Source organism: Aphanizomenon flos-aquae FACHB-1287 (genome assembly GCF_014698755.1).
GTDB classification, from domain to species: Bacteria; Cyanobacteriota; Cyanobacteriia; order Cyanobacteriales; family Nostocaceae; genus Dolichospermum; species Dolichospermum flosaquae.
The window spans coordinates 1-26,044 of sequence record NZ_JACJTO010000031.1 but is presented as its reverse complement, the minus strand read 5'-3'; the positions used below and the strand labels follow the sequence as shown (position 1 = coordinate 26,044).

Below are 26,044 nucleotides of genomic sequence, written 5' to 3'. Positions count from 1 at the left end.
TGGGCTAAGATATTAATTAAAGCCAAAATGCCAAAACAAACCAAATATTAATATCATAGCTCATGAATGGAACAAACCCACCAACTAACGAATCCTTGACTACATCAGAATCAGGAGAACATTCACACCACCACAATTATACAGAGGATACGGATAATCAGGTTGATTCAGTTCATGTTCATCCTCATGTCCACAGTGAAGAGTCTTTACGGCGGATTATTAACCGACTTTCCCGTATAGAAGGTCATGTTCGCGGTATTAAGACTATGGTACAGCAAAATACTCCTTGTCCTGATGTATTATTACAAATTGCTGCTGTGCGTGGGGCATTAGATAAAGTAGCACGTATCGTTTTAGATGAACATTTAACTGAATGTATTGGTAGAGCCGCCCAAGAGGGTAATATAGAATCAGAGATTGCACAATTAAAAGCCGCATTAGACAGATTTTTACCTTGAGTTTAAATCAATATCAATTTCACTATTCTTTAATTCATAAATCAAACAAACCATTAATTCTATTTTTACATGGATTCATGGGTAATGTTTATGAATTTGATCAAGCTATAAAATTACTATTTGATGATTTTTCCTATCTAACTATTGATTTACCCGGACATGGAAAAACTCAAGTTTTAGATGATGAATGCTATACAATGGCATCTACCGCTACAGCTATTATACAACTATTAGATCAATTAAAAATTGACCAATGTTTTTTAATTGGTTACTCAATGGGAGGTAGATTAGCTTTATATCTCACCCTATATTTTCCTCAAAGGTTTATTAAAGTTATTTTAGAATCTGCTTCCCCTGGTTTAACAACAGAAACAGCAAGATTAGCTAGGGTTAAAAGTGATGCTCAAATAGCTAGAAAATTAACTAGAATCGTAAATAATGATGATTTTTATCACTTTCTCACTAATTGGTATCAAATGCCAATTTTTGCTGATCTCAAAAATCATCCTCAATACCCATCTATGATAGCCAGTAGATTAATAAATCAGCCTCTAAATTTAGCAAAATCATTGCAATTTATGGGAACAGGTTCTCAACCTTGTTTATGGGAATTGATCACTAAAAATACTCTTCCTCTATTATTATTAGTTGGCGAAAAAGATGAGAAATTTATTAATATTAATATTGCTATGACTGAAAAATCTAAATTTGCTAAATTACAAATAATTGATCAAGTCGGACATAATATTCATCTAGAAAACACTTTAGCATTTGTCCATAATATTCAATATTTTTTCTAACTATCCTCAATTAGTTATCAAAAACAAAAACAAGATCCCCAACTTTTTAGATAAGTCGGGGATATGAACCCATTAATTAAACTGTAACTTCTTCCATTTCTAAGATATTAATTTCATCTAAAATCCGCCAAATTTCCTGCATCATTGAATCTAAACCAGCACGAGTTACCGCCGAAATTATGAAAACTGGTGCTAAAGCCAGATGATTTAATTGAGTAGCTAAAGCCTCCAAATCAATAGTTTCTCTATCAACAGCATCTATTTTATTTAAAGCTAAAATTTGCGGACGTTTAGCTAAACCCCGTCCATAGGCTTTAAGTTCCTCTTGAATAGTATGAAAATCAGCAATGACATCTGCACTTGTCGCATCAATTAAGTGTAATAAAACCCTTGTCCGTTCAATATGACGCAAGAAATCATGACCTAAACCTGCACCATGGGAAGCACCTTCAATTAAGCCCGGAATATCGGCGAAAACTGTACCATCACCAGTGGGTTTTTTAACTACACCCAAATTAGGAATTAAGGTAGTAAAAGGATAATCAGCAATTTTTGGACGCGCGGCGGATAAAGAAGAAATTAAAGTAGATTTACCTGCATTAGGTAAACCAATAATTCCTACTTCTGCTAACAATTTCAACTCCAAACGTAAGACCTTTTTTTCTCCTTCTAAACCAGGAAGTGAATATTCTGGGGCGCGGTTACTATTGCTCAAAAAATGTTGATTTCCCAGCCCACCTTTACCACCTTCAGCAACTCGAAAAATTTGTCCAGGCTCAACTATATCGCATAGTAAAACGCTCGTTACTGCATCATAAACAGAAGTACCACAAGGAACTTCAATAATTAGATCTTTTCCCCCCGCGCCAGTGCAATTATTGGGACCACCACGTTCTCCATTTGGGGCTTTAAATAAATGCTTATATCGAAAATCTAACAAGGTTTGTAGATTGGTATCAGCCACAAAAATTACTGAACCACCTTTTCCGCCATTTCCACCAGAAGGACCACCGGCTGGGACATATTTTTCTCTGCGGAAAGCGACAATACCATCACCTCCGTTACCTGCTTCTACTTCAATTACTGATTGGTCTATAAATTGCATAATTAGTCATTAGTTATTAGTCAGTTGTCAGTTTTTAGTAGTCAATTATGCGAACAATTGACCACTAACCACTAATTTAAATATAAGGTGTAACATCCTCGCCACAGTCATCTGCTAGGTAGGAAAGAGCGCGGAAGCGTAAACCTACCATTTGTTCATAAAGTGGGTTAATTTTACATAATGGCGGAATATGAACTATTTTCCGGCCAAATAAGGTTACATCTCTTTCAAAGGGACATTGGGAAGGAATCATTTTACACAAAAACCGGGCAACTCTGGGATCTTGAATATCTAATCCATCTAACCAGTGACGCAAGGGAGTTAAAGCATCTGGGCGTGGGGCTTGAAGTCCAGCCGAGGGCAAATTTTCAGATTTTGCGGTATCTTCTAGGGTATGACGTAAGGCCGTGAGTAAATTCTCTTGCAGTTCTAATTTTTGGCACAATTGCTGAAGTAGATTATCTTCACTAGGAGAGTATACACCATCAGCGATCGCTACCATTACCGCTGTCCGCAAGAAATTTTCCGCCACAGGTGTACCTTTACCTAATATAGCTGCTAATTCATCCGGTTCAATGATCTCTAGAGTACCCCAGTCAATGGACGGAGCTAATTCTTCTTTGGTAAGATTAGTAATTAATTCCTGTTCTTGAGCATCAAAGTTACCATCAGCCCAAGCAATAGTCAGTAATCCCCGTAGCCAAGCCATAATTTGTTCGCTACTGTAAGGGGTTTGAGCAGTAGTTGTCATAAAAACACGCCTTGTAATTTTTATTGGTCAATATTAATTAATGTAACTTGAAAAGGACTAAAGTTCTGTGTATTTAACTGGCAAAAATCCAGGAAATATAGCTTGGATTGAGCGAAGACAAAACTCAACATAATCAGAAATTTTCTTGGGTTTTCTTGGATTTCTTTGGGTCAACCTAATCTAGGATATAATGACTTTTTAGCATTAACTTAGGCAGTATTTATTCACAATGACACAAAATATGGATATAATTAATTATATTTATCATTAATTGGGTATAAAGTATGTTTCGCTTTGGTATTGAACATGAAGTTGCGTTTTTCAATCATCAAGGAAAGTTTGCTGATTTCCAGAATACAAAATTTGCCGATTTTCAGCAAATTGTTGACAAACTACCTATTTATCCCAGTGACTATCCACAATTAAGAGTAGGTGATGCGGGAATTAAGAAAAAGCGCTGGTATATTGAAGGATTTGAAAGATTTAGTGATTCTGAAGAGGTAATTGATTGTTTAGCTAAAGGTATCGAAATTAGAACAACTATTCACCCTACTATTCAAGGAGCAATTGATGAATTAACAGCCAGTTTTGTTTTATTGAGTGACGTGGCTGCTAGTTTTGGTTTTTCACCAGTTTTAGTCAGTTTTAACCCCTATAGGTGCATATTTAACCCAGAACCTCCATTAAATGATTTTGAAATTAGGCAATTACAAGCTTATCCAGATGAACAAACTGCTCATATTTATATGGTTTCCTATGGACCAGATTTAAATATTTCTTTGGCAAATTTGTCTACTGAAAAGTTAATTGATATTGGTAAAAAATTAACTTATTACAGTCCTTATATCATCCCTTTTAGTTATAGTTCTCCTTTTTATAATGGTGGTTTATGGGAAGGTTTATCAGTGAGAACATTGATCAGAACTGGAAAAAGATCCGCAACATTAGTTTTTGTGGAAACAGCCGAAGAATTAATTAAAAGTGTTCCCTCATTGACAAAAATTGCCCGCATTCCCTCAGAGGTAGGACGGATAGAATTTAAAGCTTGTGATAGTTGTGATAACTTTACCATTTACGCGGGTTTATTAGCTTTATTAAAAGGTTTAGTATTAGACGAAACTTTACTAGGTAGAGCTATGATACCTGACGCTGGTTTACATCAAATTTCGGCAAAATCAGGCTTTGAAAATGAAGACATTTTTATGAACTCTCAAAAACTTTTACAAGTTGCTGAAATTGCTCTTAAAGATGATCCTGATCTAGAATTTTTAACCCCACTGAAAGTAATTTTATCCGAGAAAAAAACAAGATCTGATCAGTTAATTAATTCGTTCCAAAATCTAGGTTCAATTGAAGCAACTCTCCAGCAAACCTATGGCAATTTTAGATTTTAGATTACAACTAACAACTAACAAATGACAACTAACAACTAACTAACTAATGACTAGGTGGAATTTGTTCGATAGGGATTAGTGATTCCATTACCGTTTTAACAATTGGTGCGGCTACAGTAGAACCATAGGCGTTTTCTCCCTTTGGTTCATCGACCACTGCAAACACCACATAACGGGGAGATTCCACTGGCAAAATAGCGACAAAACTGGTAATTCTTGCACCCTTAGTATATCCACCATTAGGACTAGCTTTTTGGGCTGTTCCCGTTTTTCCAGCAATCCGATATCCTGAAATTCTCGCAGCTTTACCAGTACCTGAATTTACTACTGTTTCCATCATGTCCACAACCTTTTGAGTAGTTGTAGTCGAGAAAATTTGCCGTGGATTTGGGAGAGGAGTTGAATAGTGCATTTCTCCTTGACTATCAATTAGTCCTCTGATAACGTGAGGTGTAACTAATTTGCCCCCATTAGCTAATGCACCGTGCAATTGTACCAGTTGTAATGGAGTTAGAGAAAAGCCTTGTCCAAAAGATGCCGTAGCTGGTTCAATAGCTGAAGAAATAAATTTTTCTTGACTTTTTAATTGACCACTAACCTCAAAGGGTAAATCCGTCTCAACCTTTTGTCCTAGCCCTAAACGGACTAGCCAGTTGTAGTATATTGATGGTTTTAATCGTTGAATGATTCTAACCATACCAATATTACTAGAAGTTTGTAATATCTCAGGAATAGTTAATTGTCGATAACCAGTTTTTTCTGCATTTTTGATAGTATGAGTGCCGATTTTTATAGAACCAGGATCTTCAAAAATATCATCTGCTTTGATGATACCATTTTCCAGAGCGATCGCTACATTTACAGGTTTAAAAGTTGATCCCGGTTCATAAAGATCAGCTACAGTCCAATTTTTAAACAAGGAAATATCCGATATAGCATATTGATTTGGGTTATAGGTAGGTTGAGAAACTAAAGCAAGTATTGAACCATCCACTGCATCCATGACAATCACCGCGCCCCGTTTGGCACTAAATTTAGTCATCTGTTCTTTTAACGCCCCACGTGCTACCCTTTGCACACGGCTATCAATAGTCAATTGCAGTTTCAAATCATCAGAATTCAGAAATCCCTGGGGTGCATAATCGGGCATTAATGAGCCATTTCCAGACTTACTCATCCGTACAGTTGTTCCCAAACGTTCTAATAACTTCTCTTGACTATATTCCACACCAGCTTGGCCACGACGGTCAAGATTAACATAGCCCAATACATCCGCCACTAAATCATCTTGGGGATAAAATCGGGAGTATTTTTGAATAAACTCAAACCCATTTAAACGCAGTGACATTAATTTATCAGTAATATCTTCTGAAACACCAGAAGCTAATAAAATTCCACTACGTTTACTCTGAAATATTTTGATCAGATCAGCTTTTTCTTTGCCGATAATCGGAGCAATTTTCCCAGCAACTTTCTCCTGAGACTGATCAAATAATTTGGGATGGGCATATAATTTATATACAGGACGGTCAATAGCCAAGATATTACTACCCCTATCTACTATTGAACGACGAGGTATATAAGGACGTAAATTAACCATTTGTTGGTTTCGTGCCTTTTGAGCCAGCTTTTTTCCTTGAGCAATTTGTAAACGATATAAATTAAATGCCAACCCTAACATAGCAATCATTAACACACCCCAAACAGCAAACATTCGTAATTTAATATTAACTGGGGTTTCCGGTGTTTTCGGCTCAATATTTTCTAGTTTAGGTGGTTTGGTGAATTTGCGTTGTCGTCTAAATTCTAAATTACGTAAGTTTCTAAATTTTGTTTTAATTGATGTCTTCAACATGAGAGTAATATATGGGAATCCTGCTTGATTCCTGAAGTTATTAACGATTTTAATATCCTAGTGGAGAAGGAGGTTCAGGTTGTGATTCTGGTTGAGACGTTGAAAATGACGACTTGGGATAATTATTAGATGTTGATGGTAAAAAAATGGTTTTCTCAGAAGTCGGTGATACCATATTCATATTAGGGTTTTCCGCTTGCTGTGCCATTTTACTGGTCAGTGTCGCATTGGCAGTGTTTAATTGTCGCTCATGACGTTGTAAGCTTTGTACTTTACGATAAGAGTCACTCCAAAGCTCTTGGGAATATACTGTCCAACCATAAACTATTAATGTCGCCACCACTAATAAAAACGCTAAAATTGATGAATAGCGATTTACTGTGTACATACGCAATAACCATATAGGTATGATTAAATCATCGCTTATTTTGTGTACAGTATTATTTGAATGTATATTATTATCAGGAGTTTGTTTTTTACCTGATTCTAAGTTTGTATTGCGAATTGATGTCTTGCTTCTGCGAGAACCTAAAAAATATAAATTCATCCAAGCGTTGCCGGAATTGGGTGATTTAACTGCTATGGGTTCACTATGAAGTCGGGAGGAAACCTGTGTTTTTTTATTCACACTTCGAGAACGGCGCTGATTTAATAACAAAGGCGAGTTGCCCCAGAACCACCTATTTTTGCTAGAAACTGCTGATTTACGTTCAAAAACCATGATTTTTATGATAACAAATACTTTATTTTTAACTTGATTGAGATTTTGGCCAAAGTTGCATTTTCAGAGCCAGAATCCAAACCATTCTAACCGTTAATTGCCCTCTGTCCGTATTACATATAATCTACAAAAATGTTACAAGAGAAAATAAGTTGAAATATGTAATCAGAAAGTTCTTAAAAAAAATCAATAAATAAGGTATCTTATTCAACAGGCTGCATATTTTATTGCCACAATTGGTGAAAGAGGAGTTATGAAGAAAAAAGTTTTTGGTTTGGCTCTAATGTTAAGTCTAGCTACCATGCTTGGAGCTTGTGAAGGTGGTGGTGAATCACCTAATACCACAAGTTCCCCAGCAGCAACAAAAAGTGGCGAACCTGCAGATACTGGTACTACCCCGGCGGCGACAACCTCTCCTGCAGCGACAATCTCTCCTGCGGCGACAACCTCTCCTGCGGCTACCCCTAAAAAGCCCTAGTATAGGATAATACAACATCCTTCATGGGTAGTTGGCATCTTTAAAAATTATTGTCTACAAAACTCTAGTGAGAAGTGATTTGTAGATAAAAATTAAAGGTTCAACTGCCCAGTAGTGTTATGTTGGGTAAAGAACAAGAACATTATTAGGTTTTGGTTCTGGGCTAGATTCATTTCTCGCCCAGTCTTATTTTCTTATATTCGTTTTTTGACATACTCACCGAACTGAAGGTGCGGTGATTCTTGACACTTCAATGAAACACGCCACAAGTGGTCTTATCGTCCCTCCATGTCCGTTTAAAGTCTCCCAATGCCATAAGGCGACTATGACCAAATTTTAACATAAAGCCGTCCTAGAAGGACGGGGCTTGTGTCCCGTCTTTTCGGTCAGTAACCAAATTAATATTAATGTATGCTGTTACTGCAATTTAGTACATCTCATTATTGTCGCAAGGCCAGATTGGCATTAGGTTATAAGGGAATTAGTTATCACAGGGAAAATCTCACTCCAGGGCTGCATATTGTGAAAGTGAAGCCTTTAACGGGGTTAACTACACTACCTGTGCTATTACCCGAAATTGTCGGACAACCCCAAGCGGTTGCCGATTCTACAGAAATTTTTAGATTTTTAGAAAGTTATCAACCCGAACCTGCTTTATTTTTACCCAATTCAGAACACCAAAATCAAGCTGCGATGTTAGAAGATTGGTTAGATGAAAGTATAGGCACAGCGACTAGGTTTATATATTATCACTTTCGCGCAGGTGTTGGTAAAGCTATTGACCCTTCGCTGTTTAGTCAAGTGGTAATTAAAGTAGTCAGAAAACAATATGGTATTAATGATACTAGCGTAGAATTGGCGCGAAAAAGACTCGCTAATGCTTTGTTAGTGTTGTCTATGTATTGGCAAAAAAGTGATTATTTAGTGGGTAGTCGCTTGAGTATAGCTGATATTACGGCAGCGGCTTTGTTGAGTCCTTTAGCATTGATTCCTGATTATCGTCAGCAATATCCACAGATTTTTACCCGAATTACTCATATTCACGAGCTATGTAATGAACCATTACCACCAGGACTCTAGAAATTAGAGCGGGAGTTAGGAGTTAGGATGAAACGTATACTGTTTGTTATTTTGAGCGTTACTGTTAGTATTTTGGTGGGGTTAAGTGGTCATGGTAGTAAAGCTGTGAGGGCATTACCTCCACCGGAGGATATACCAGAGGAGATATTAAGGACGGAGATTATTCTAGTAGCGCGATCGCCCATTGATGGTAAAATTATTACACCCGCAGAATATGCCGAATTGCAAGCACAAATACAAACAAGTCCACCACCACGTTTAGCTTCGGGTATACGTGAAAAGGTATTTTTGCTGCAATTACGTAAAACATTATTACAACTTTTCCCGTTTTTAAGTCTTTGAGGGGGGAACAGGGGAGGTTGGGGAGGAATTTCTTTCCGACAACTGACAACTGAAAACTGACAACTTACAGTGGCGACAAAGATGTGAGAATATAACATAGATAAAAAATAGATTTAGTTAATCCCCATATACCACATAGGTAGCTTCATGTCTACAACCACAGTCGCCCCCGAACAGGTTAATCGGATTGTTGGAAATCAACATCACGATCCCTTTGAAATTCTGGGTTCTCATCTCATCGAACAAAATGGTAAAACTGTATGGGCTGTGCGAGCCTACCTACCAAATGCCAGTGCTGCTTATGTAGTAGTTCCAGAAGAACGGAAAGAATATCCAATGGACACAGTGCATAATCCTCATTTTTTTGAATGCACCATTGAAACCGCAGAACTGAAAAATTATCAGTTACGCATTCAAGAAGGAGAACATGAACGGGTGGTTAATGATCCCTACGCTTTCCGTTCTGCCCACTTAACAGAATTTGATCTACATTTATTTAGTGAGGGCAACCATCACCGCATTTATGAGAAATTGGGAGCGCACCCGACAGAGGTAGATGGTGTTAAAGGTGTTTATTTTGCTGTTTGGGCTCCCAATGCCCGCAATGTCTCTTTATTGGGAGATTTTAACCTGTGGGATGGACGCAAACACCAAATGCGGAAAGGACACACAGGGGTTTGGGAATTATTTATTCCCGAAATCGGTGTAGGAGAAAATTACAAATACGAAATCAAAAACTTTGAAGGACATATTTACGAAAAATCTGATCCTTACGGGTTTCAACAAGAACCACGTCCGAAAACAGCATCTATTGTTACTGACTTAAATTCCTACAAGTGGAATGATGCGGACTGGCTGGAAAAACGGCGACACACTGACCCCTTGAGTGAACCTATTTCCGTGTATGAGGTACATTTAGGGTCTTGGTTACACGCTGCTAGTGCTGAACCTGCTAAATTGCTAAATGGGGACACCGAACCTGTGGTTGTCGTTTCCGAACTAAAACCCAATTCACGATTTCTGACTTATCGGGAACTAGCTGATAAACTCATTCCCTACGTCAAGAAATTGGGATATACTCATTTAGAACTGCTACCAATTGCTGAACATCCCTTTGATGGTTCCTGGGGTTATCAAGTGACTGGTTATTTCGCGCCTACTTCCCGTTTTGGTACACCCGAAGACTTGATGTATTTTGTGGATGAATGTCATAAAAATGGCATTGGTGTAATTGTAGACTGGGTTCCCGGTCACTTCCCTAAAGATGGCCATGGTTTAGCCTTCTTTGATGGTAGTCACTTGTATGAACACGCTGATTCCCGCAAAGGTGAACATAAGGAATGGGGAACTTTAGTCTTTAACTACAATCGCCATGAAGTCCGTAATTTCTTGGTAGCTAATGCTCTGTTCTGGTTTGATAAATACCACATTGACGGTATTCGTGTTGATGCGGTTGCTTCTATGCTCTACCTGGACTATTGCCGAGAAGCAGGAGAATGGTTACCTAACGAATACGGTGGTCGAGAAAATTTAGAAGCGGCAGATTTTTTACGTCAAGTTAATAGCTTGTTGTTTGGTTATTATCCCGGTGTACTGTCTATTGCGGAAGAGTCTACATCTTGGCCAATGGTATCTTGGCCTACGTATACGGGCGGATTGGGCTTTAACTTAAAATGGAACATGGGCTGGATGCATGATATGCTGGATTACTTCAGCATGGACCCTTGGTTTCGTCAGTTCCATCAAAACAACATTACCTTTAGTATGTGGTATAACCACAGTGAGAACTTCATGTTAGCTCTGTCCCACGATGAGGTGGTACATGGTAAGAGTAATATCATCGGGAAAATGCCTGGTGATGAATGGCAGAAGTTAGCTAATATCCGTTGTTTGTTTACTTATATGTTCGCTCACCCTGGCAAGAAAACCATGTTTATGAGTATGGAATTTGGTCAGTGGAGTGAGTGGAATGCTTGGGCTGATTTGGAATGGCATCTTTTACAGTTTGAACCACACCGACAGTTGAAGGATTTTTTCCAGTCTCTTAACCATTTTTACCGTTCTGAACCAGCTTTATACACTCAAGATTTTGATCAAGCGGGGTTTGAGTGGATTGATTGTACTGACAATCGCCATAGTGTGGTTTCCTTTGTCCGTCGTGACAAGAATTCTGATAGTTTTATGATTGTGGTTTGTAATTTTACCCCTCAACCTCATTCTCACTACCGTATTGGTGTTCCTGAAAAGGGTTTCTACACTGAGTTGTTCAATAGTGATGCTCGTCAGTATGGCGGTAGTAATATGGGCAATTTAGGTGGTAAGTGGACTGATGATTGGTCTTTGCACAATCGTGCTTATTCCTTGGATTTGTGTTTACCTCCTTTGGGTGTGTTGATGCTCAAGTTGGATAAACAGAAGTCCGCACAGGTAATAGAATAATCCTGTAGGGTGGGCAATGCTCACCCTATGTGTTTGTTAGACCTAATTGATATCCAGATTTGTAGTTTAGAGGAATTAAAGGGGCAAACTTTTAACGCCGGTGGTGGAGTTAATTTGAGCTAAAACTAAGAGATATTTTGAATTGAATGTGTGAGCAGAAGTCAGCACAGGTAATAGTTCTTTGCTTTTTACCTTTGACAATTATAAGTTTAAAAAATGTCCGCAGGATCTGCAGAACGGAGTTTTTGCATAGCAATTGCACCGGAAAAAGTACACATAATTATTGTTAAGATAAAAACATTAATTGCCCGATCTAATTTCATAGCTATGGGTAAAAGAGTCGCAGTAAAAGTTAATTGATATATGCCAAAAGATAGCAAAAATGCAGGTAAATAACCAAATACAGCTAATAACAATGCTTCTTGTAATAAAACTAGCAAAAGATAATTATCAGTGTAACCCATTGCTTTAAGAGTCGCGTATTCTGGTAAGTGATCAGAAACATCAGAATAAAGGATTTGATAAACAATGACAATACCAACAATGAAACCGACAATCACACCCAAACCAAAAATAAAACCAATACCTGTACCATTAGCCCAATAATCCTTTTCCTTTTGAGCAAATGTTTCTGGAGTCCCAACTTCCACAAAAGGATTTTGAGGATCTGAATTTAATCCTATTTTCAATTTGGCTTTGATTTTTTCAATATCTACACCAGGTTTGAGAGTAATTAAACCAACTTCAATTTGATCAGGTTTGCGAGTAGGAAATAATTGCAGAAAAGTAGAATCACTAGTGACAACATTACCATCAGAAGCAAAGGAAGCACCATTTTGAAATAAACCTTTAATATTCAGATTTTTTCCGTTTAATTCAGCATTAAATTTTCCTGTTTCTCGAAAAATTTTCCCAATTTCTCCATATTCTGGACGACTAGCTTCATCAAACAAAACTTGATTTAATTGTTTGAGATAATCTTTATTAGCTTGAACTTCAGGAAACTTTAAACCAGGTGTAGCTGGATCTACACCCCAAACTAAAATAGATCGATCAAGTTTTGTTTGAGGATTACGCCATTGTCCCGTACCAATGTAAATAGAGCTAACTGATTTTACACCTTCATAACTTAATGCTTGATAAAGTCTTTCTCTAGAAAAACTTTTAACTGAAAATAGAGTTTGAAATTGCGGATTAATTAAAACTAAATCAGCTTGTAAATTACGATGAGGTTTGATAGCAGAATCAAATAATGCACTTTCAAAACCCATTTGAATAAATATTAGTAGATCAGCAAAGGCAATTCCCGATACTGCAATCACTAGCCGCGTTTTTTCTTTCATTAATTGTCGCCAAGCTAGGGGCGTTTTCCGAAATATATTAATCATGATTTTTATTTTTTGCACCTTTATGGTAAGGAATTTACAATGTAAATTACAATTTAATTGCTGTTTGGACTTGTAAGTTAGTTAAGCCAGAAACTCGTTTACTATCTTCAGGATTTAGGCGGATTTTTACTTCAATAATTCGACCATCTAAGTTTTCTCCGGGTTGATCACCAAAGACGTTTTGGCGCTTGACTTGTAACCCAATTTGTTGGACTATACCTTTTAATTCTCCTGTAAATCCTTGACTGGTAATTGTGGCTTTTTGTCCTAATTTTATCTTACTAATATCTGTTTGATAAACTTCTGCTACTGCCATCATTGTCTTAGTTTGAGCAAAGTCAGCCACCCCTGAATTATCAATTTTTTCACCAACACGGGCATGAATTTTAATAATTTGTCCCGTCATAGGAGCGCGAATATAAGCTGCTTGTAGTTCGGTTTTTGCACGTTGCAAATTAGCGATCGCACTATCTACTTCTGTTCTGGCTAATTCTATATCAACGGGACGAATTTCGGCAATACTATTAAGTTTAGCCTTAGCTTCACTAATTTCTTTATTGCTAGTATTATTAATACGATTTAGGGCAATTTTAGCTTCTGCTAATTGTTTATTTGCGGTGGTATTAATCCGTTTGAGAACCGCTTGAGATTCATTTAATATTTGTTTTGCGGTTTCTACATTTAAACGTTTACTATCAATTACAGAATTAGAAATTACTCCTTCAGAAAATAACTGTTGATAGCGTTGATATTCTGCTTCTGCATTTTTTAATTCTGCTATTAATTTATTAATAGTTGCTGTTTGGGCGATTCTATCACCTTCCCATTGGGCTGATATCCGAGCAATATTTTCCTGTTGGGCTTGTTTATCTCCTACATATTGAGCTTTAATTCTCTCAATAATTGCTTGCTGTGCGGCAATTTCTCCTGATTTAGCACCAGCCTTAATTTGTTGTAATTTAGCTTGGGCAACTTTCACCTGTTTCTGACTTTGAATTAGGGCATTTTCTAACAGATCACGAGATTGTAAAACGGCAATTACTTGACCCATTTTAACATTATCACTTTCTTTAACTAATAGTTCAGAAATGCGATCGCCATCTAATGCTAAAGGTGCAGATAATTTAATTATTTCCGTTTCCGGTTCTAATCTTCCTAAAGCAGTCACCATTGGCGAAATTGGGACAATTGGTTTTGCTTCAATTACAGAAGATTTTTCCACTTTTCCAAAGTTAGAAATCCCATAAATAGCAATTCCTCCTGTTATCGCAGTGGCCGCAACTATTAAAGCAATTAACCCTTGATTTTTAGGTTTAAACAACAGTTTATAACTCATCATAATTCCCAAAGTGACAAAACAAATTTCTTTACATTTATTGATGCTTAAATACTAACTTTAAAGTCGTTTTTTTGTCGTAAATAGGCTACAATCATTTCTCCTAAAAGCTGACACTGTTCAGAGAAATCAATATTCTCATTACCCCATAATTTCTCTAAAACCACACCATTTACAAAACTCAAAACAAAAGACGCTAATACCACGTCTCGAACACCTAATAAATCACAAGCTAACTGCTGACATCGTTGATTAGCACGTTTAAAAACAGTGCTATTAGTTAGCATTATTTTTGAGTCTTGATGTTGACAAAAATCAACCCATAGGTAAGTCCATTTAATTAAGTAATCCTCATTTCTAACAAGATATCGACCCAAAGCTGCCATCAATTCTAATAAGTTATTTTTTCCTCCAAATTCTGTTAAAGCTGTAATGATATCCTGCTGACTAATTTCTTCCACCAATTGTTCAAACAAAGCTTGTTTGTTGGGAAAATAATGATATAGCGTACCTGTGGAAACCTTTAAACTCGCAGAAATCTGGCGCATAGTAATCGCTGCATAGCCTTTTTCAGCAAACAAATTAAAACATTTACCGAGTAATTCTTTACGGTATTGTTCATGATTAACAATTTTTGGCATAACAGCTATCGTCTTTATATCGAACGCTCGTTATATTAAATAATATAATAAACCTAAAGTGTTTGTCAATATATTTTTACAAATTCAGATTAATTCAATAGGACTTACGTATTGACAGACTCAAACATGATTTTGAGATAATTTGTGATGCTTTTTGAACAGACTGCAAGTAGTCCTTCTATCACTAAAATAAATGGAAATTATTGGATATTAATATTGACATAGTGAAACACATAAATTATAATACTATCGTCTCATCTAATCAAATATGAACAAGCTTAAAGCATTAAATACATTGGATTCAGTTGCTTTTGCAATCAATACACTTATATTTGCCTTTGGTAGTTTGTTCATATACCTAGTGCGGACTCGTCGTCGTCAACCTCTGACAACTGAACCAGAGGAACAAGCTTTAACAGGTGAGTTTAGGTTTAACGTATGCCTGGACACGGACTGCAATTCGCATTAGCCTGTTACTCATAGCAATGATTAATTTTGCGATGCTAGGTCCCATTATCATCGGTGTTGCAGCCTTAGTTAATGTAAAGTTTGGAGCTAATGCCACAACCTTTGGTTATCTACAATCCGCTTACGGTATAGGTGCATTACAAGGCTTTTTCCAATTTGCACAACAGCTTTATTAATAATAATAATTAAAACGGTGTTTTTACCTGTAAGTGTAATATTTTTCCTAGCTGGGGATGATAAAAACTCAACTCCCTTGCGTGTAAATATAATCTACTGACACTCTTCAAACAACCATAGAGTTTATCCCCTAAAATCGTCATTCCCAGTCCTCTCTTGTCAGCAGCATGAACCCGTAATTGATGAGTACGTCCAGTCAAAGGCACAAATTCAACACGGGTATAATTTCCTTCTCTGTTCATAACGCGGAAGTGAGTTAAACTAGGTTTACCTCGTGATAAATCCACTTCTTGATAAGGACGATAATCAGGATTTCCCCATAAAGGTAAATTAATTTCACCTTCATTAATAGCTAGAGAACCTGTAAGCAAAGCTTCATAAACTTTATGAATTTGTCTTTGTTGAAATTGTTGACTTAATTGAGAACAAGTAACTACATCTTTAGCTATTAATAAAATCCCAGAAGTATCTTGATCTAAACGATGTATCGCCATTATTTCTTGATTATATAAATAACGTAAACGACTAATCACACTATCTTGATTATGAGAATAACGACCAGGAACAGACAATAATCCTGATGATTTATTAACTACAATTAGCCATTTATCCTCATAAATTATTTCTGGTTTATTTGGCTTTAATCCTGACAATAAAAATCCCATTAATGGCTGACATCTTTCTAAACAAGCACCATAAAATTCTCCAGAAACTTTATTTTCTATAGAAGAATTACCCCACCAAAATTCAGCCATTGCTAAAGGTTTTAATTTATGAGTAGCTGCATAATGTAATAATTTAGGAGCGCAACATTCCCCCGTTCCAGTTGGTGTTCCTCCTGGTAATAATTGCTGTAAAGATAGAGATTGTCCATAAAAATTAGTTAAACTATATGCAGCGTGCATTTCTGTTTGTAATTGGCGAGATAGTTGTTTACGTTGTTGTTTGAGTTCGATAATTTTCCTATCAGCAGCGGCTATAATAGCCTTTAAAGGTTGTAAAACTTCATTTTGACGGCGTTTAATATTTCGGCGTTCAATTCCCTGTTGACGGCTTTCTGCTTCCAGTTTTTCCAGGGCAATTTTTAGAGATTCACCTGTAAGAATTTGATCAAATTCTTGCCTTTGTTCCTGTCGTTGTAGTTTGCTATAATGATGATGGAAACTAATAGCTTGTAATTCTTCGATATATTGATCGGAGAGAGTTTGATATGTTTGTCTTTCAGTAATTTCTTGAAGATTAATTATCTGTTTTTTAATAGTTTCTAATTTTGCTAAAATCTCATTTTCTAATAAAGCTACTTCCTCCCTTCCAGGAATAGGTGAAACCCAGCCTAAAACCATACCATGACCATTTAATAAACCAGAAAAAGCTTTAATAATTCTTTGTTCACCATTGGGTAATTCAACTAATAAAATACCATACATTTTTCCCTCATAGAAATAAAGGTGATTTTGCTCAAATTGTTGCATGAGACTATTAGCTATATCTTCAGCTAAAGGGGTACGAGGTAATCTTAGTATTTCACCAGTTTGGGGACATTTTCCTTGATAATAATAGTTAGGAGGTGCAGAAGAAATGATTAAATCAGATTTGATAAAGTCTGAAATTGGATGCAGAAGAGTCATAAAATATATAGAGTATAATATAAGTAATAAATTTTTGTTAAAGCTGTTTTTTAGGGTAATTATCTATCTACAAAATTAAGAATTGGTTATTTCCATTAACTGAAAATAACCATCAATTAGGAGCAATTTGTTTTCCTAAAATTTAAATATCAACATTGATATTTTCTATCTGTCTAGCTGCTTTCTCCCACAACTTTGCTGATTCTTCATCATTCCAGTGAGTTCTGAGATTTTCCGCCTTTTTATGGCATATCCGTTCTAGCATTTCTAAAATTGCAGCTAGTGTCAACTGCTCGACTAATCCCTCTAAAATACTCATGTATTCTTTCATGACAGATACCCCTTTTAATTTATACCGAAAATTGAGGTAATTTCTCCAACTTCCTGAATTCAACATACAAGAAGTACAAATTCTCGTCAAAATATTTGATAGATCAATCATGACTTTTCAAACATCATGTAAGGCTTCAGCCCAACCACAAAGGAATTAATTATTAGATATCATTGTTCCCAGGGCGGCTATTAGCTTATCCACACTTTCAGGACGACTATTAAAACCCATTAAACCCACACGCCAAACCTTACCCGCTAATTCGCCCAAACCGCCACCAATCTCAATATTATGCTCAAGTAATAATTGGCGTGCAACTAATTTACCATTTACGCCTTCAGGAATACAGACAGTAGTTAAAGTTGGTAGCCTGTATTGCTTCTCAACGTGCATTTTTAACCCCATATCTTCCAATCCTTCCCAAAGATATTCTACATTCTTTTGATGACGTTGCCAACAATTTGCTAAACCTTCTTCTGCCAGCAAACGCAGAGCTTCCCGTAAACCATAATATAAATTAATTGGTGCGGTGTGGTGATATGTGCGTTCAGTACCCCAATATTTCCTCAACAATGTCATATCTAAATACCAGTTTGCCACCTTAGATTGCCGTTTGTGTAACTTCTCCATTGCTTGCCCACTCATGGTAAATGGTGACGCACCTGGAGAGCAACCTAAGCCTTTTTGACTACAACTATAAGCCAAATCAACACCCCAATCATCCAACAAGATGGGAACACCACCTAAACTAGTCACGGTATCCACCAATAATAACGTACCATGCTGACGACACAACTCACCCACACCTTCCAAAGGTTGACGAGCACCGGTGGAAGTTTCTGCATGAACTAAAGCTAAAATCGTCGGTTTATGGGTAGCTACTGCGGCGCTAATTTCCTCTAAATTGAAAACTTGTCCCCAAGGCTTAGTAATAGTTCTTACATCTGCGCCATATCTGCCCGCCATATCTACCAAACGATTACCGAAATAACCTGCCACACCAATTAATACCACATCACCCGGTTCTACGGCATTAGCTAGAGAGGCCTCCATTGCTGCTGTACCCGTGCCACTGACAGCGATAGTATGGGGGTTTTCCGTTTGCCATACATAGCGTAACAGAGATTGAATCTCATCCATCAGAGTTAAAAAAGCCGGATCTAAATGCCCTAAGGGTGTGGTATTCATCGCCTGTAATACCTCTGGATGGGCGTTAGAAGGACCAGGACCGAGTAATAGACGGTGGGGGATATCTAGGGGTTCTAGTCCTAGATGCTGACTATTATTGATGGAAATTGTAGATGTCATAAACTTATGTGAGATATAGTTGTGATTAATCGCATAACAAAGTTGCTGTTTAATAGATTTTATTGGTTTTTGACAAATTAACCAAAAGTACCCAGAAAAAATGAGAGTGGGAGGAGGCATTACCAAGCGCCTTTCTCTCCCACTCTACCATTTGCTGCTGAAGCGATTAGGAATTTTATTCATACAGACGAGAACCGTTAATCGGGGGGGGGTAATTTGCAGGTTAACGATAACGTCTATACTTTAGCAGGTGTTCCTATGCAGCAAATACTAATTCTATTTATTTTTTAGACAACTTACACAAGAACCTTTTGTTAATTGATTCGCTCTTTTAACAAATCCCTTGCTTTTCCTTGTCTCATATAATTTAACTTGGTTCTTTTCATGATGGTTGCCAATTTGGCATTTATTTTTAAATTCTTTTTATTTGTTTATCTGTAACAGTTTTGGGCTATATTTTCCCAAAATAATTAATAGGGGGTCTGACCCAGCATCCCTAATATGACTTGACTTCAAAAGGTTTTCAGGTAGTTAACCTATAACTATAAAGACGATTTCAAAATATTTTGAGTATGTAAAATCAAGGTTTTAAGGATGAGGGGTGAAACCCTTCATTAGTTCACTAATAGTTTTCTCTATATAGCATTGAGGCTATATCAAGTTAAATTGTTAAACCAATTCCTCCAGCCGCAAAATCAGCAACAGTTTGATCAGAAAATTCATGGGTAGCTATGGCTTGCAACATTGCCAAAGGTAAAGTGAGATGATTTGCCCCGGCTTGAAGAGAAGCGGCGGCGGCGGCTGGTGACTTGATACTAGCTGCTAAGATTTCTACATCACTGCCCTTGAGAACACTGGCCATATCTCGTACCAAAGCAATACCGTCTCCTAACAAGCGTTCAGCCCGGTTGACATAGGCTATGGCGATTTTTGCCCCTGCTTCTTTAGCCACAGCGGCTTGGGTGGGGCTGTAAATACCGGTAACAGAGCAGGTAATTTCTGAGGAAAGGATAGCTACCACCTCAAAACCTAGAGGGGTGGCGGGAATTTTTAAGATAGTTTGAGAACCAATAATTTCAAAGGCCTTTCTCCCTTCGGCGATCATTTTCTGCTGATTTGAAGCGAGGAGTTGGTAATATACAGGACCCGAAGTCAAGGAAACTAAGGTTTTGAGCGTAGTTTCTGGAGGGGTGTTAGCTTGCGCCAATAATGTGGGGTTGGTGGTGATACCTGTAACCCAACCCCAATGTTTAACGATTTCGGCTTCTGCGGTAATAGCTGAATCTAAATAAAACGCCATAATCATCCTGATAAATTCCTACCTGGATTACTTTACAGCACTTCATCATGTCATTATTATTAAATCGTTTATAATGTAATTAAGTAGGTTAACACAGGAAAAATACAAAAACATTTCCGTCAATCTAGTCAAAAAATGAGATACTGCAAAAAATTATATATTCACTTTACGTAACACATAGATGGAAAAAATACAACTGTTTGGTATGCCTGCGGAAAAAGGGCGATGGTTACTTATACCCCTGAGTATAACGATACTACTGTGCTTAGGTACAGTGTATTCTTGGAGTATTTTTAGAAAACCTTTGGAAAAACTTCTCAATGTGGGTGCAACTGATAGCCTATTACCATTTACAGTGCTATTGGTTGTGTTTGCAATTTTAATGCCAATCACTGGTTTTTATATCAATCGTTTTGATACTCGTCTGATTACAGGTGTTGGTGGGTTAATTACGGCACTAGGTTATATTCTCTCTAGTTTGGGTGGCAATATTCCCACACTAACTATTACCTATGGTGTAATTGCTGGTATGGGTGTGGGTATTACTTATGGTGTACCCTTAGCTGTGGTAGCTAAGTGGTTTCCCGATAAAAAAGGTTTAGCGGTTGGTGCCACTGTAATTGGATTTGGTTTGTCACCTTTAATTACTGCACCTTTGGCAAAATTTTTGATAGATGGTTTTGGAGTTCAGCAAACTTTTGTAATTTTAGGTATTGCTTTTGCTGCTATTATTACGGCTATTTCTGCTGTCCTCACAACTCCTCCTCCAGGTTGGCAACCAGTAGGATGGAATCCACCTGTAGTTGTTCAAGGCAATTCTAACACAACAACGTCAGGATCAATTTTTCAGACTTCCAGTTTTTACGGATTGTGGTTGTGCTATACCATTGGTTCTTTTGCGGGACTGGCCGCCATTGGTATTTCTAGTCCTCTAGCACAGGAAATTATTAAATTGGATGCAGCAACAGCCGCAAATACGGTTTCTCTGTTTGCTGTGTTTAACGGTGTAGGACGCTTGTTTTTTGGGTGGTTCACAGACAAATTTACGCCAAAACTGGGGGCAATTGTGTCCTTTGTTTTAATTTTGATTGGTTCAATTATGATGCTGAGTGCGGTTGAGGGCAATGTACTCACTTATATAGTCGCCTTTTCGCTATTTTACTTAGCTTTGGGGGGCTGGTTAGCGATCGCTCCTACTTCCACTTTAATCATCTTTCAATCACAAGACTACGCTAAAAATTACGGTATTGTCTTCACTGCTTACGGTATGGGGGCTTTGGGTGGAACCTTATTAGCTGGCAAAATTAGAGACATTTTTGGCAGTTATACTAATTTCTTTTATCCAACTGCGGGATTAGCAATTGTGGGAATTATTGTAGCTGTCTTCATGCTGAAACGCACCTCTAGTAATGCTGATTTAGTCCAATAATTTGTTCATTTTCGACATCCCCTCTTCACTTATGTTTTCTACATTAGTCAGAGGGATGTTGGATGATTGTGTACATTTTCTAATTATTTTTAATTTTATAATTTCAATTCTCTATCTGTGAGCAATGTTCACCATAACTATATGTTCAAAAATTCAATAGTAACCCTATATATAAAGATCGTGTGTTCAGTTACAGTTATGATCCCATTAGTTAAGCAAGAATAGGGATAGCGTAGGACATTAACTGATAATAAAACTCTACAAATAGACTTTTAACCCAGTCCCCAGTCACTTGCTATATTTAGCCATTTATATAAATTTTATGTTGCGGTTTTATGAAACCTCGAATTATTGTGTGTGGCTTAGGACGTACCGGATATAAAATCTTTCGGTTACTCAGAGAACAAGGAGCTTTAGTAGTAGGGATTCATTGGAAACCTGTTGCTGGTGAAAATATTACTAATATAATTGTTGGTGAGTTACAAGCAGCTTCTACTTTGGAAGCAGCAGGAATTACAGAAGCGCATACCTTAGTAATTGCCACCTCTGATGATGCCGTAAATTTATCAATTATGATGCAAGCACGGGTACTAAATCCCCAAATTCGGATTATTAATCGTTTTTATAATACAAATTTAGGTGAACGTCTTGATCAAACTTTGTCAAATCATTTAAGTATGAGTGTTGTTGGTTTAGCAGCGCCAGTATTTACCTTTGCGGCTTTGGGAAATAGGGCTATTGGCCAAATCAAATTACTTGAGCAAATTTGGCCAATTCAAGAAGAATATATTCACGAAAATCACCCATGGCAAGGCCAAAAAATCAGTGATTTATGGGAAGATCCGACGCGAATGCTAATTTATTATGTCGCTGTAGAAGGAAAAATGAATTTAGTATCTGCGGTGTTATCAGAACAATTATTAAGAGTAGGAGATCGCTTAATTATTGGCACTCAACCCCGTATTCGTACCCAACGTAAATCATTATTTAGAAAACTAGTCAAAGTTTTTGCTAATATTAGGAAATTTCAGAAACACGCCCAATCAGTTGTAGGCATGGCAATTGCTTTACTGATAATTATTTTAATATCCACTTTTACTTATATTGCTAGTAAACATGGTCTGTCTTTTATTGATGCTTTATATTTTGCTGTAGGTATGATTACAGGGGCTGGTGGTAATGATAAAGTCGTAGAAAATGCACCTGACAGCATCAAATTATTTACCGTTGTAATTATGCTCATTGGGGCTGCAATAATTGGGATTTGGTACGCTATGCTGACAGATTTTATCCTGGGTAGTCGCTTAAAACAATTTTTAGATGCTGCGAGAATTCCCCAACAAAATCATTATATTATTTGTGGTTTAAGTGGTATCGGTATTAGAATTGTTCAACAATTGCATCTGAGTGGCCATGAAGTAGTAGTCATTGAAACAGATGCTAATAATAGATATGTGACTACTGCTAGAGGTATGAGTATTCCTGTGATCCTTGCTGATGCGAGTTTTCGGGCTACTTTACAGGCTAGTAATATCAATACTGCTACTGCGGTTTTAGCTGTTACTAATAATGATGCGACTAATTTGGAAATTGCCCTCAAATCTAAGGCTTTAGCTCCCAAAATTCCTGTAATTGTCAACTATGCTGATCCTGATTTTGCCGGTATGGCACAACAGGTATTTGATTTTGAAGCTGTCTTTAGTCCTGCTGAATTAGCTGCTCCCGCTTTTGCTGCCGCTGCTCTGGGTGGTAGGATTATTGGTAATGGGATTATTGCTGATAGTTTATGGGTGGCTTTTGCAACCACAATTACACCGATACACCCTTTTTGTGATGAGTGGGTGAAAGATGTGGCTAAACTTGCGGATTTCGTGCCTTTGTATGTGGAAATCAACCACGAAACTGTACGAGGTTGGGATTTATTAGAAACTATTCTCTCTCCTGGAGATGTGCTGTATTTAACTATGCCTGCGACTAGGTTAAATCAGTTATGGCGAGAAGAAGGAAAAGGCATTGGAGCTTAATTCACTTTTTATTGCGAGATAGTTCTTCCTTATCGGAAACTAGTATAGCAAATTTCCAGGCGCAAGTCAACCACCTTTACTCATAAAATGCAAATTTTTTTCTTTATTTTTGTAAAGTAGTTTTGGGTAAGGTATTGGAGTTTAATTCACTTTTTGTTGTGATATAGTTCTTCCTCATCGAAACCTAGTATAGCAAATTTCCAGGCACAAGTCAACCACCTTTACTCATAAAATGAGAATTTTTTTCTTTATTTTTGTAAAGTAGTTTTGGGTAAGGTATTGGAGTTTAATTCACTTTTTATTGTGAGATAGTTCTTCCTTATCGGAAACTAGTATAGCAAATTTCCAGGCGCAAGTCAACCACCTTTACTCATAAAATGAGAATTTTTTTCTTTATTTTTGTAAAGTAGTTTTGGGATTTGTTTATCTGTTACCTATTTATAAGATGATAATGGAGAACCTAGATAGTGTTGTTGTATTCCCAAATAGGAAAATAGCGTGTCAATTCAAGAACATAAAATTACAGTAGATTCTTTAGAATGGTTTTATCGGGAAGCTGAACCGATTGGTAGAAGTGATTTAATTCCTGTGTTATTGTTACACGGGATAGTTTCTCAAAGTTATAGTTGGAGAAATGTTATTCCTAGTTTAGCAGCACAGGGTACAAGAGCGATCGCACCGGACTGGATTGGTTATGGATTTTCAGGTAAACCCGAAAAACAGGATTTTGCTTATACTCCGGACGCATTTATCACAGCTTTAGCAGGATTCGTGGAAGTTTTAGAATTAGAAAGATTTTCCCTGGTTGTCCAAGGATTTTTAGGTTCAGTGGGGTTACAATACGCATTACGGTATCCAGAAAAGATTGCTAATATCGCTATTTTAAATACACCGATTTCCACTTGGGCAAAAATACCTTGGAAAATCAAACAAATGGGTTTACCATTAGCTGGAGATATCATTACCCAAGATCCTTTGTTAGTTGATAGAACCTTAGAAAGTGGGAGTTGTTACCGTATTGAAGATCAAGATTTAGATGTTTATAGAAAACCATTTTTGAAAAGTTCTGCTGCTGGGAGAAGTCTGCTAAACACAATTCGCAATTTACAGATAGAAACAGCGATGATAGAAATAGAAAATGGGTTTAAAAACTGGCAACAACCTATTTTAGTCCAATGGGGGATGATTGACCCTTGGTTATCTATAAATATAGCAGAAACTTTTGTCCAATCTGTGGCTAATGGTGAGATAATCAAATTAAACAATGTGGGACATTATCCCCAAGAACATTATCATGAAGTGATTTTACAAGATTTACTCCCATTTGTCCGCCGTTCCGAGTCAAATTAGGGATATACCTGTGTTTTCTACTATCCCTCTTGATCATAAATAGGAATGTCTTTTAAAAGGAGGATTGTCAAGTGAAACCGGACATAGATTTACATTTCTTAATCTATCCATATCCTTGCTGTGGAATCCCTATTACCTGATAATAAGAGTAGATGCAATCATTTGTAAATTAGGTAGGTTACAATTCATGGCATATTCTTGGTTTAAAGCATTTCATATTATTGGTTTTGTGGTTTGGTTTGCGGGGTTATTTTACCTAGTGCGGTTATTTATTTACCACGTTGAAGCTGACCAAGAACCAGAACCAGCAAAAACGATACTGAAAAACCAGTATCAAATCATGGAAAAGCGTCTTTATGATATTATTACCACCCCAGGTATGTTTGTAACAGTAGCAATGGCTATTGGTATTTTATCTACCAACATGGAATTATTACAAGAACCTTGGTTACACTTCAAATTAGGTTTTGTAGGGATTTTAATTGGCTATCACTATTACTGTAGTAGATTAATGAAGCAGTTAGCAGCAGGTGAATGTAAATGGAGTGGTCAAAAATTACGCGCTTTGAATGAAGCACCAACGCTATTATTAGTTGTAATTGTCATGTTAGCCATATTCAAGAATAACTTACCCACCGATATCACAGCTTGGCTAATTTTTGGTTTAGTGATTTTCATGGCTGTAAGCATTCAACTTTACGCGAAAATCCGCAGACGCAATCAAGAAAAGCTCACAGCAGAATTAAATCAAATACCGGAAGGGTAATATTATATTTATTTTTGCTTATGCGCTAAACAAAAACAATGATTTAAGGGGTTCTTTGTGCTAGATAATTTCTACCCATGAATAGACAAATCTAACGGAAAGTCTATATATTGAGAGTAGTCCTAATTATAGACAAATTATGGAAGACTCTCAAGTGACGATTTCTATAGGAGATACTGCTAAAGAACTTGGCGTTTCAGTTAAAACTGTGCGTATGGGCTGACGCTGGTAAATTGAAGTTTGAACGCAGCCCAACTGGCCACAGGCGTTTTTATTTAACAGACATAAAAAGAATTACACCAAGAGATTTTAACCAGTTAGAAGACCGCATAACTATTAATTTTGCTCACTGGCTACTAAAGTTTTTTTTACGTCTTAAATCTAAGCGTTTTAGAGTTCGAGATAAACTGGATATACTTACATCTATTTCTGTTTGCTCCTTTATTGCTGCTTGAATTTCCCGTAAATATATATC

General features: G+C 37.0%; 24 protein-coding genes and 1 pseudogene. 13 read left to right on the top strand and 12 right to left on the bottom strand.

Translation table 11 applies throughout. The annotated features are described in order from the left end of the window. Positions 1-62: 62 nt before the first annotated feature. Together H6G44_RS14590 and menH are read left to right on the top strand one after the other, a co-directional pair. Positions 63-458: a metal-sensing transcriptional repressor gene (locus H6G44_RS14590; protein ID WP_190385154.1), complete on the top strand. Its 396-nt coding sequence runs from the start codon at positions 63-65 to the stop codon at positions 456-458. Then, positions 455-1,258, top strand: coding sequence for a 2-succinyl-6-hydroxy-2,4-cyclohexadiene-1-carboxylate synthase (gene menH, locus H6G44_RS14585; RefSeq protein WP_190385155.1), 804 nt, complete (start codon positions 455-457; stop codon positions 1,256-1,258). Before H6G44_RS14590 ends, menH begins: the two co-directional genes overlap by 4 nt. Positions 1,259-1,334: 76 nt before the next feature. Here menH and obgE read toward each other — a convergent pair whose 3' ends face one another. After that, positions 1,335-2,363, bottom strand: coding sequence for a GTPase ObgE (gene obgE / locus H6G44_RS14580; protein WP_190385156.1), 1,029 nt, complete (start codon positions 2,361-2,363; stop codon positions 1,335-1,337). A gap of 76 nt (positions 2,364-2,439) precedes the next feature. Next, positions 2,440-3,114 carry a Mo-dependent nitrogenase C-terminal domain-containing protein gene (locus tag H6G44_RS14575; RefSeq protein WP_190385157.1) on the bottom strand — a complete coding sequence of 225 codons (675 nt, stop codon included), beginning with the start codon at positions 3,112-3,114 and terminating at the stop codon, positions 2,440-2,442. Between the two features lie 284 nt (positions 3,115-3,398). On the opposite strand from H6G44_RS14575, the gene H6G44_RS14570 reads away from it, so the two are divergent. Further along, a complete protein-coding gene (locus H6G44_RS14570; protein ID WP_190385158.1) occupies positions 3,399-4,508 on the top strand; it encodes a glutamate--cysteine ligase in 1,110 nt (369 codons plus the stop codon). A 43-nt stretch (positions 4,509-4,551) separates the two neighbouring features. Here H6G44_RS14570 and H6G44_RS14565 read toward each other — a convergent pair whose 3' ends face one another. Together H6G44_RS14565 and H6G44_RS14560 are read right to left on the bottom strand one after the other, a co-directional pair. Beyond that, positions 4,552-6,363, bottom strand: coding sequence for a peptidoglycan D,D-transpeptidase FtsI family protein (locus tag H6G44_RS14565; protein WP_190385159.1), 1,812 nt, complete (start codon positions 6,361-6,363; stop codon positions 4,552-4,554). Between the two features lie 49 nt (positions 6,364-6,412). Next, on the bottom strand, positions 6,413-7,084 hold the full coding sequence (locus H6G44_RS14560; RefSeq protein WP_190385160.1) for a hypothetical protein: 672 nt from the start codon (positions 7,082-7,084) through the stop codon (positions 6,413-6,415). Positions 7,085-7,337: 253 nt separating this feature from the next. Between H6G44_RS14560 and H6G44_RS14555 the strand changes: the two genes are divergently transcribed. From H6G44_RS14555 to glgB, 4 genes are all read left to right on the top strand, one after another. Next, positions 7,338-7,562: a hypothetical protein gene (locus tag H6G44_RS14555; protein ID WP_190385161.1), complete on the top strand. Its 225-nt coding sequence runs from the start codon at positions 7,338-7,340 to the stop codon at positions 7,560-7,562. Positions 7,563-7,973: 411 nt separating this feature from the next. Further along, a complete protein-coding gene (locus H6G44_RS14550) occupies positions 7,974-8,642 on the top strand; it encodes a glutathione S-transferase family protein (RefSeq protein ID WP_190385162.1) in 669 nt (222 codons plus the stop codon). Between the two features lie 27 nt (positions 8,643-8,669). After that, a complete protein-coding gene (locus tag H6G44_RS14545; RefSeq protein ID WP_190385163.1) occupies positions 8,670-8,984 on the top strand; it encodes a hypothetical protein in 315 nt (104 codons plus the stop codon). A gap of 147 nt (positions 8,985-9,131) precedes the next feature. Then, positions 9,132-11,423, top strand: a complete 2,292-nt coding sequence (gene glgB / locus H6G44_RS14540) for a 1,4-alpha-glucan branching enzyme (RefSeq protein WP_190385164.1) — start codon at positions 9,132-9,134, stop codon at positions 11,421-11,423. Positions 11,424-11,632: 209 nt separating this feature from the next. On the opposite strand, the gene devC is transcribed toward glgB, so the two are convergent. From devC to H6G44_RS14525, 3 genes are read right to left on the bottom strand one after another with little or no spacing between them, the layout of a single operon-like run. Then, positions 11,633-12,811, bottom strand: a complete 1,179-nt coding sequence (gene devC, locus H6G44_RS14535; RefSeq protein WP_190385165.1) for an ABC transporter permease DevC — start codon at positions 12,809-12,811, stop codon at positions 11,633-11,635. Positions 12,812-12,857: 46 nt separating this feature from the next. After that, positions 12,858-14,147 (bottom strand): ABC exporter membrane fusion protein, encoded by a 1,290-nt coding sequence (locus tag H6G44_RS14530; RefSeq protein WP_190385252.1) that lies wholly within the window; start codon positions 14,145-14,147, stop codon positions 12,858-12,860. Positions 14,148-14,194: 47 nt separating this feature from the next. Further along, complete coding sequence (locus H6G44_RS14525; protein ID WP_190385166.1) at positions 14,195-14,788, bottom strand: TetR/AcrR family transcriptional regulator; 594 nt, start codon at positions 14,786-14,788, stop codon at positions 14,195-14,197. Positions 14,789-15,207: 419 nt separating this feature from the next. Between H6G44_RS14525 and H6G44_RS14520 the strand changes: the two genes are divergently transcribed. Beyond that, complete coding sequence (locus H6G44_RS14520; RefSeq protein ID WP_190385167.1) at positions 15,208-15,432, top strand: hypothetical protein; 225 nt, start codon at positions 15,208-15,210, stop codon at positions 15,430-15,432. Positions 15,433-15,441: 9 nt separating this feature from the next. On the opposite strand, the gene H6G44_RS14515 is transcribed toward H6G44_RS14520, so the two are convergent. The 4 genes from H6G44_RS14515 to H6G44_RS14500 all read right to left on the bottom strand — a co-directional run bounded on the left by H6G44_RS14515 (position 15,442) and on the right by H6G44_RS14500 (position 20,000). Next, complete coding sequence (locus H6G44_RS14515; RefSeq protein WP_190385168.1) at positions 15,442-17,061, bottom strand: RluA family pseudouridine synthase; 1,620 nt, start codon at positions 17,059-17,061, stop codon at positions 15,442-15,444. 142 nt (positions 17,062-17,203) lie between these two features. Then, positions 17,204-17,392, bottom strand: a complete 189-nt coding sequence (locus tag H6G44_RS14510; protein WP_190385169.1) for a hypothetical protein — start codon at positions 17,390-17,392, stop codon at positions 17,204-17,206. A 156-nt stretch (positions 17,393-17,548) separates the two neighbouring features. Then, positions 17,549-18,700 (bottom strand): alanine--glyoxylate aminotransferase family protein, encoded by a 1,152-nt coding sequence (locus H6G44_RS14505; protein ID WP_190385170.1) that lies wholly within the window; start codon positions 18,698-18,700, stop codon positions 17,549-17,551. Between the two features lie 661 nt (positions 18,701-19,361). Next, positions 19,362-20,000, bottom strand: coding sequence for a transaldolase family protein (locus H6G44_RS14500; RefSeq protein ID WP_190385171.1), 639 nt, complete (start codon positions 19,998-20,000; stop codon positions 19,362-19,364). 181 nt (positions 20,001-20,181) lie between these two features. Between H6G44_RS14500 and H6G44_RS14495 the strand changes: the two genes are divergently transcribed. The 5 genes and pseudogenes from H6G44_RS14495 to H6G44_RS20815 form a co-directional block, all read left to right on the top strand. Continuing rightward, positions 20,182-21,429, top strand: a complete 1,248-nt coding sequence (locus tag H6G44_RS14495; protein ID WP_190385172.1) for an L-lactate MFS transporter — start codon at positions 20,182-20,184, stop codon at positions 21,427-21,429. Between the two features lie 335 nt (positions 21,430-21,764). After that, positions 21,765-23,453, top strand: a complete 1,689-nt coding sequence (locus tag H6G44_RS14490; protein ID WP_190385173.1) for a potassium channel family protein — start codon at positions 21,765-21,767, stop codon at positions 23,451-23,453. Positions 23,454-23,951: 498 nt separating this feature from the next. Further along, complete coding sequence (locus tag H6G44_RS14485; protein WP_190385174.1) at positions 23,952-24,803, top strand: alpha/beta fold hydrolase; 852 nt, start codon at positions 23,952-23,954, stop codon at positions 24,801-24,803. Positions 24,804-24,990: 187 nt separating this feature from the next. Next, the gene (gene hemJ / locus H6G44_RS14480) at positions 24,991-25,569 is read left to right on the top strand and encodes a protoporphyrinogen oxidase HemJ (RefSeq protein ID WP_190385175.1); all 579 of its coding nucleotides are present in this window, start codon (positions 24,991-24,993) and stop codon (positions 25,567-25,569) included. 139 nt (positions 25,570-25,708) lie between these two features. Then, positions 25,709-25,916 (top strand): annotated as a pseudogene (locus tag H6G44_RS20815) (MerR family DNA-binding transcriptional regulator); the annotation flags it as partial. Here H6G44_RS20815 and H6G44_RS14475 read toward each other — a convergent pair. Continuing rightward, on the bottom strand, positions 25,916-26,026 hold the full coding sequence (locus H6G44_RS14475; protein ID WP_313885306.1) for a hypothetical protein: 111 nt from the start codon (positions 26,024-26,026) through the stop codon (positions 25,916-25,918). The pseudogene H6G44_RS20815 and the gene H6G44_RS14475 overlap by 1 nt on opposite strands. Positions 26,027-26,044 lie beyond the last annotated feature (18 nt).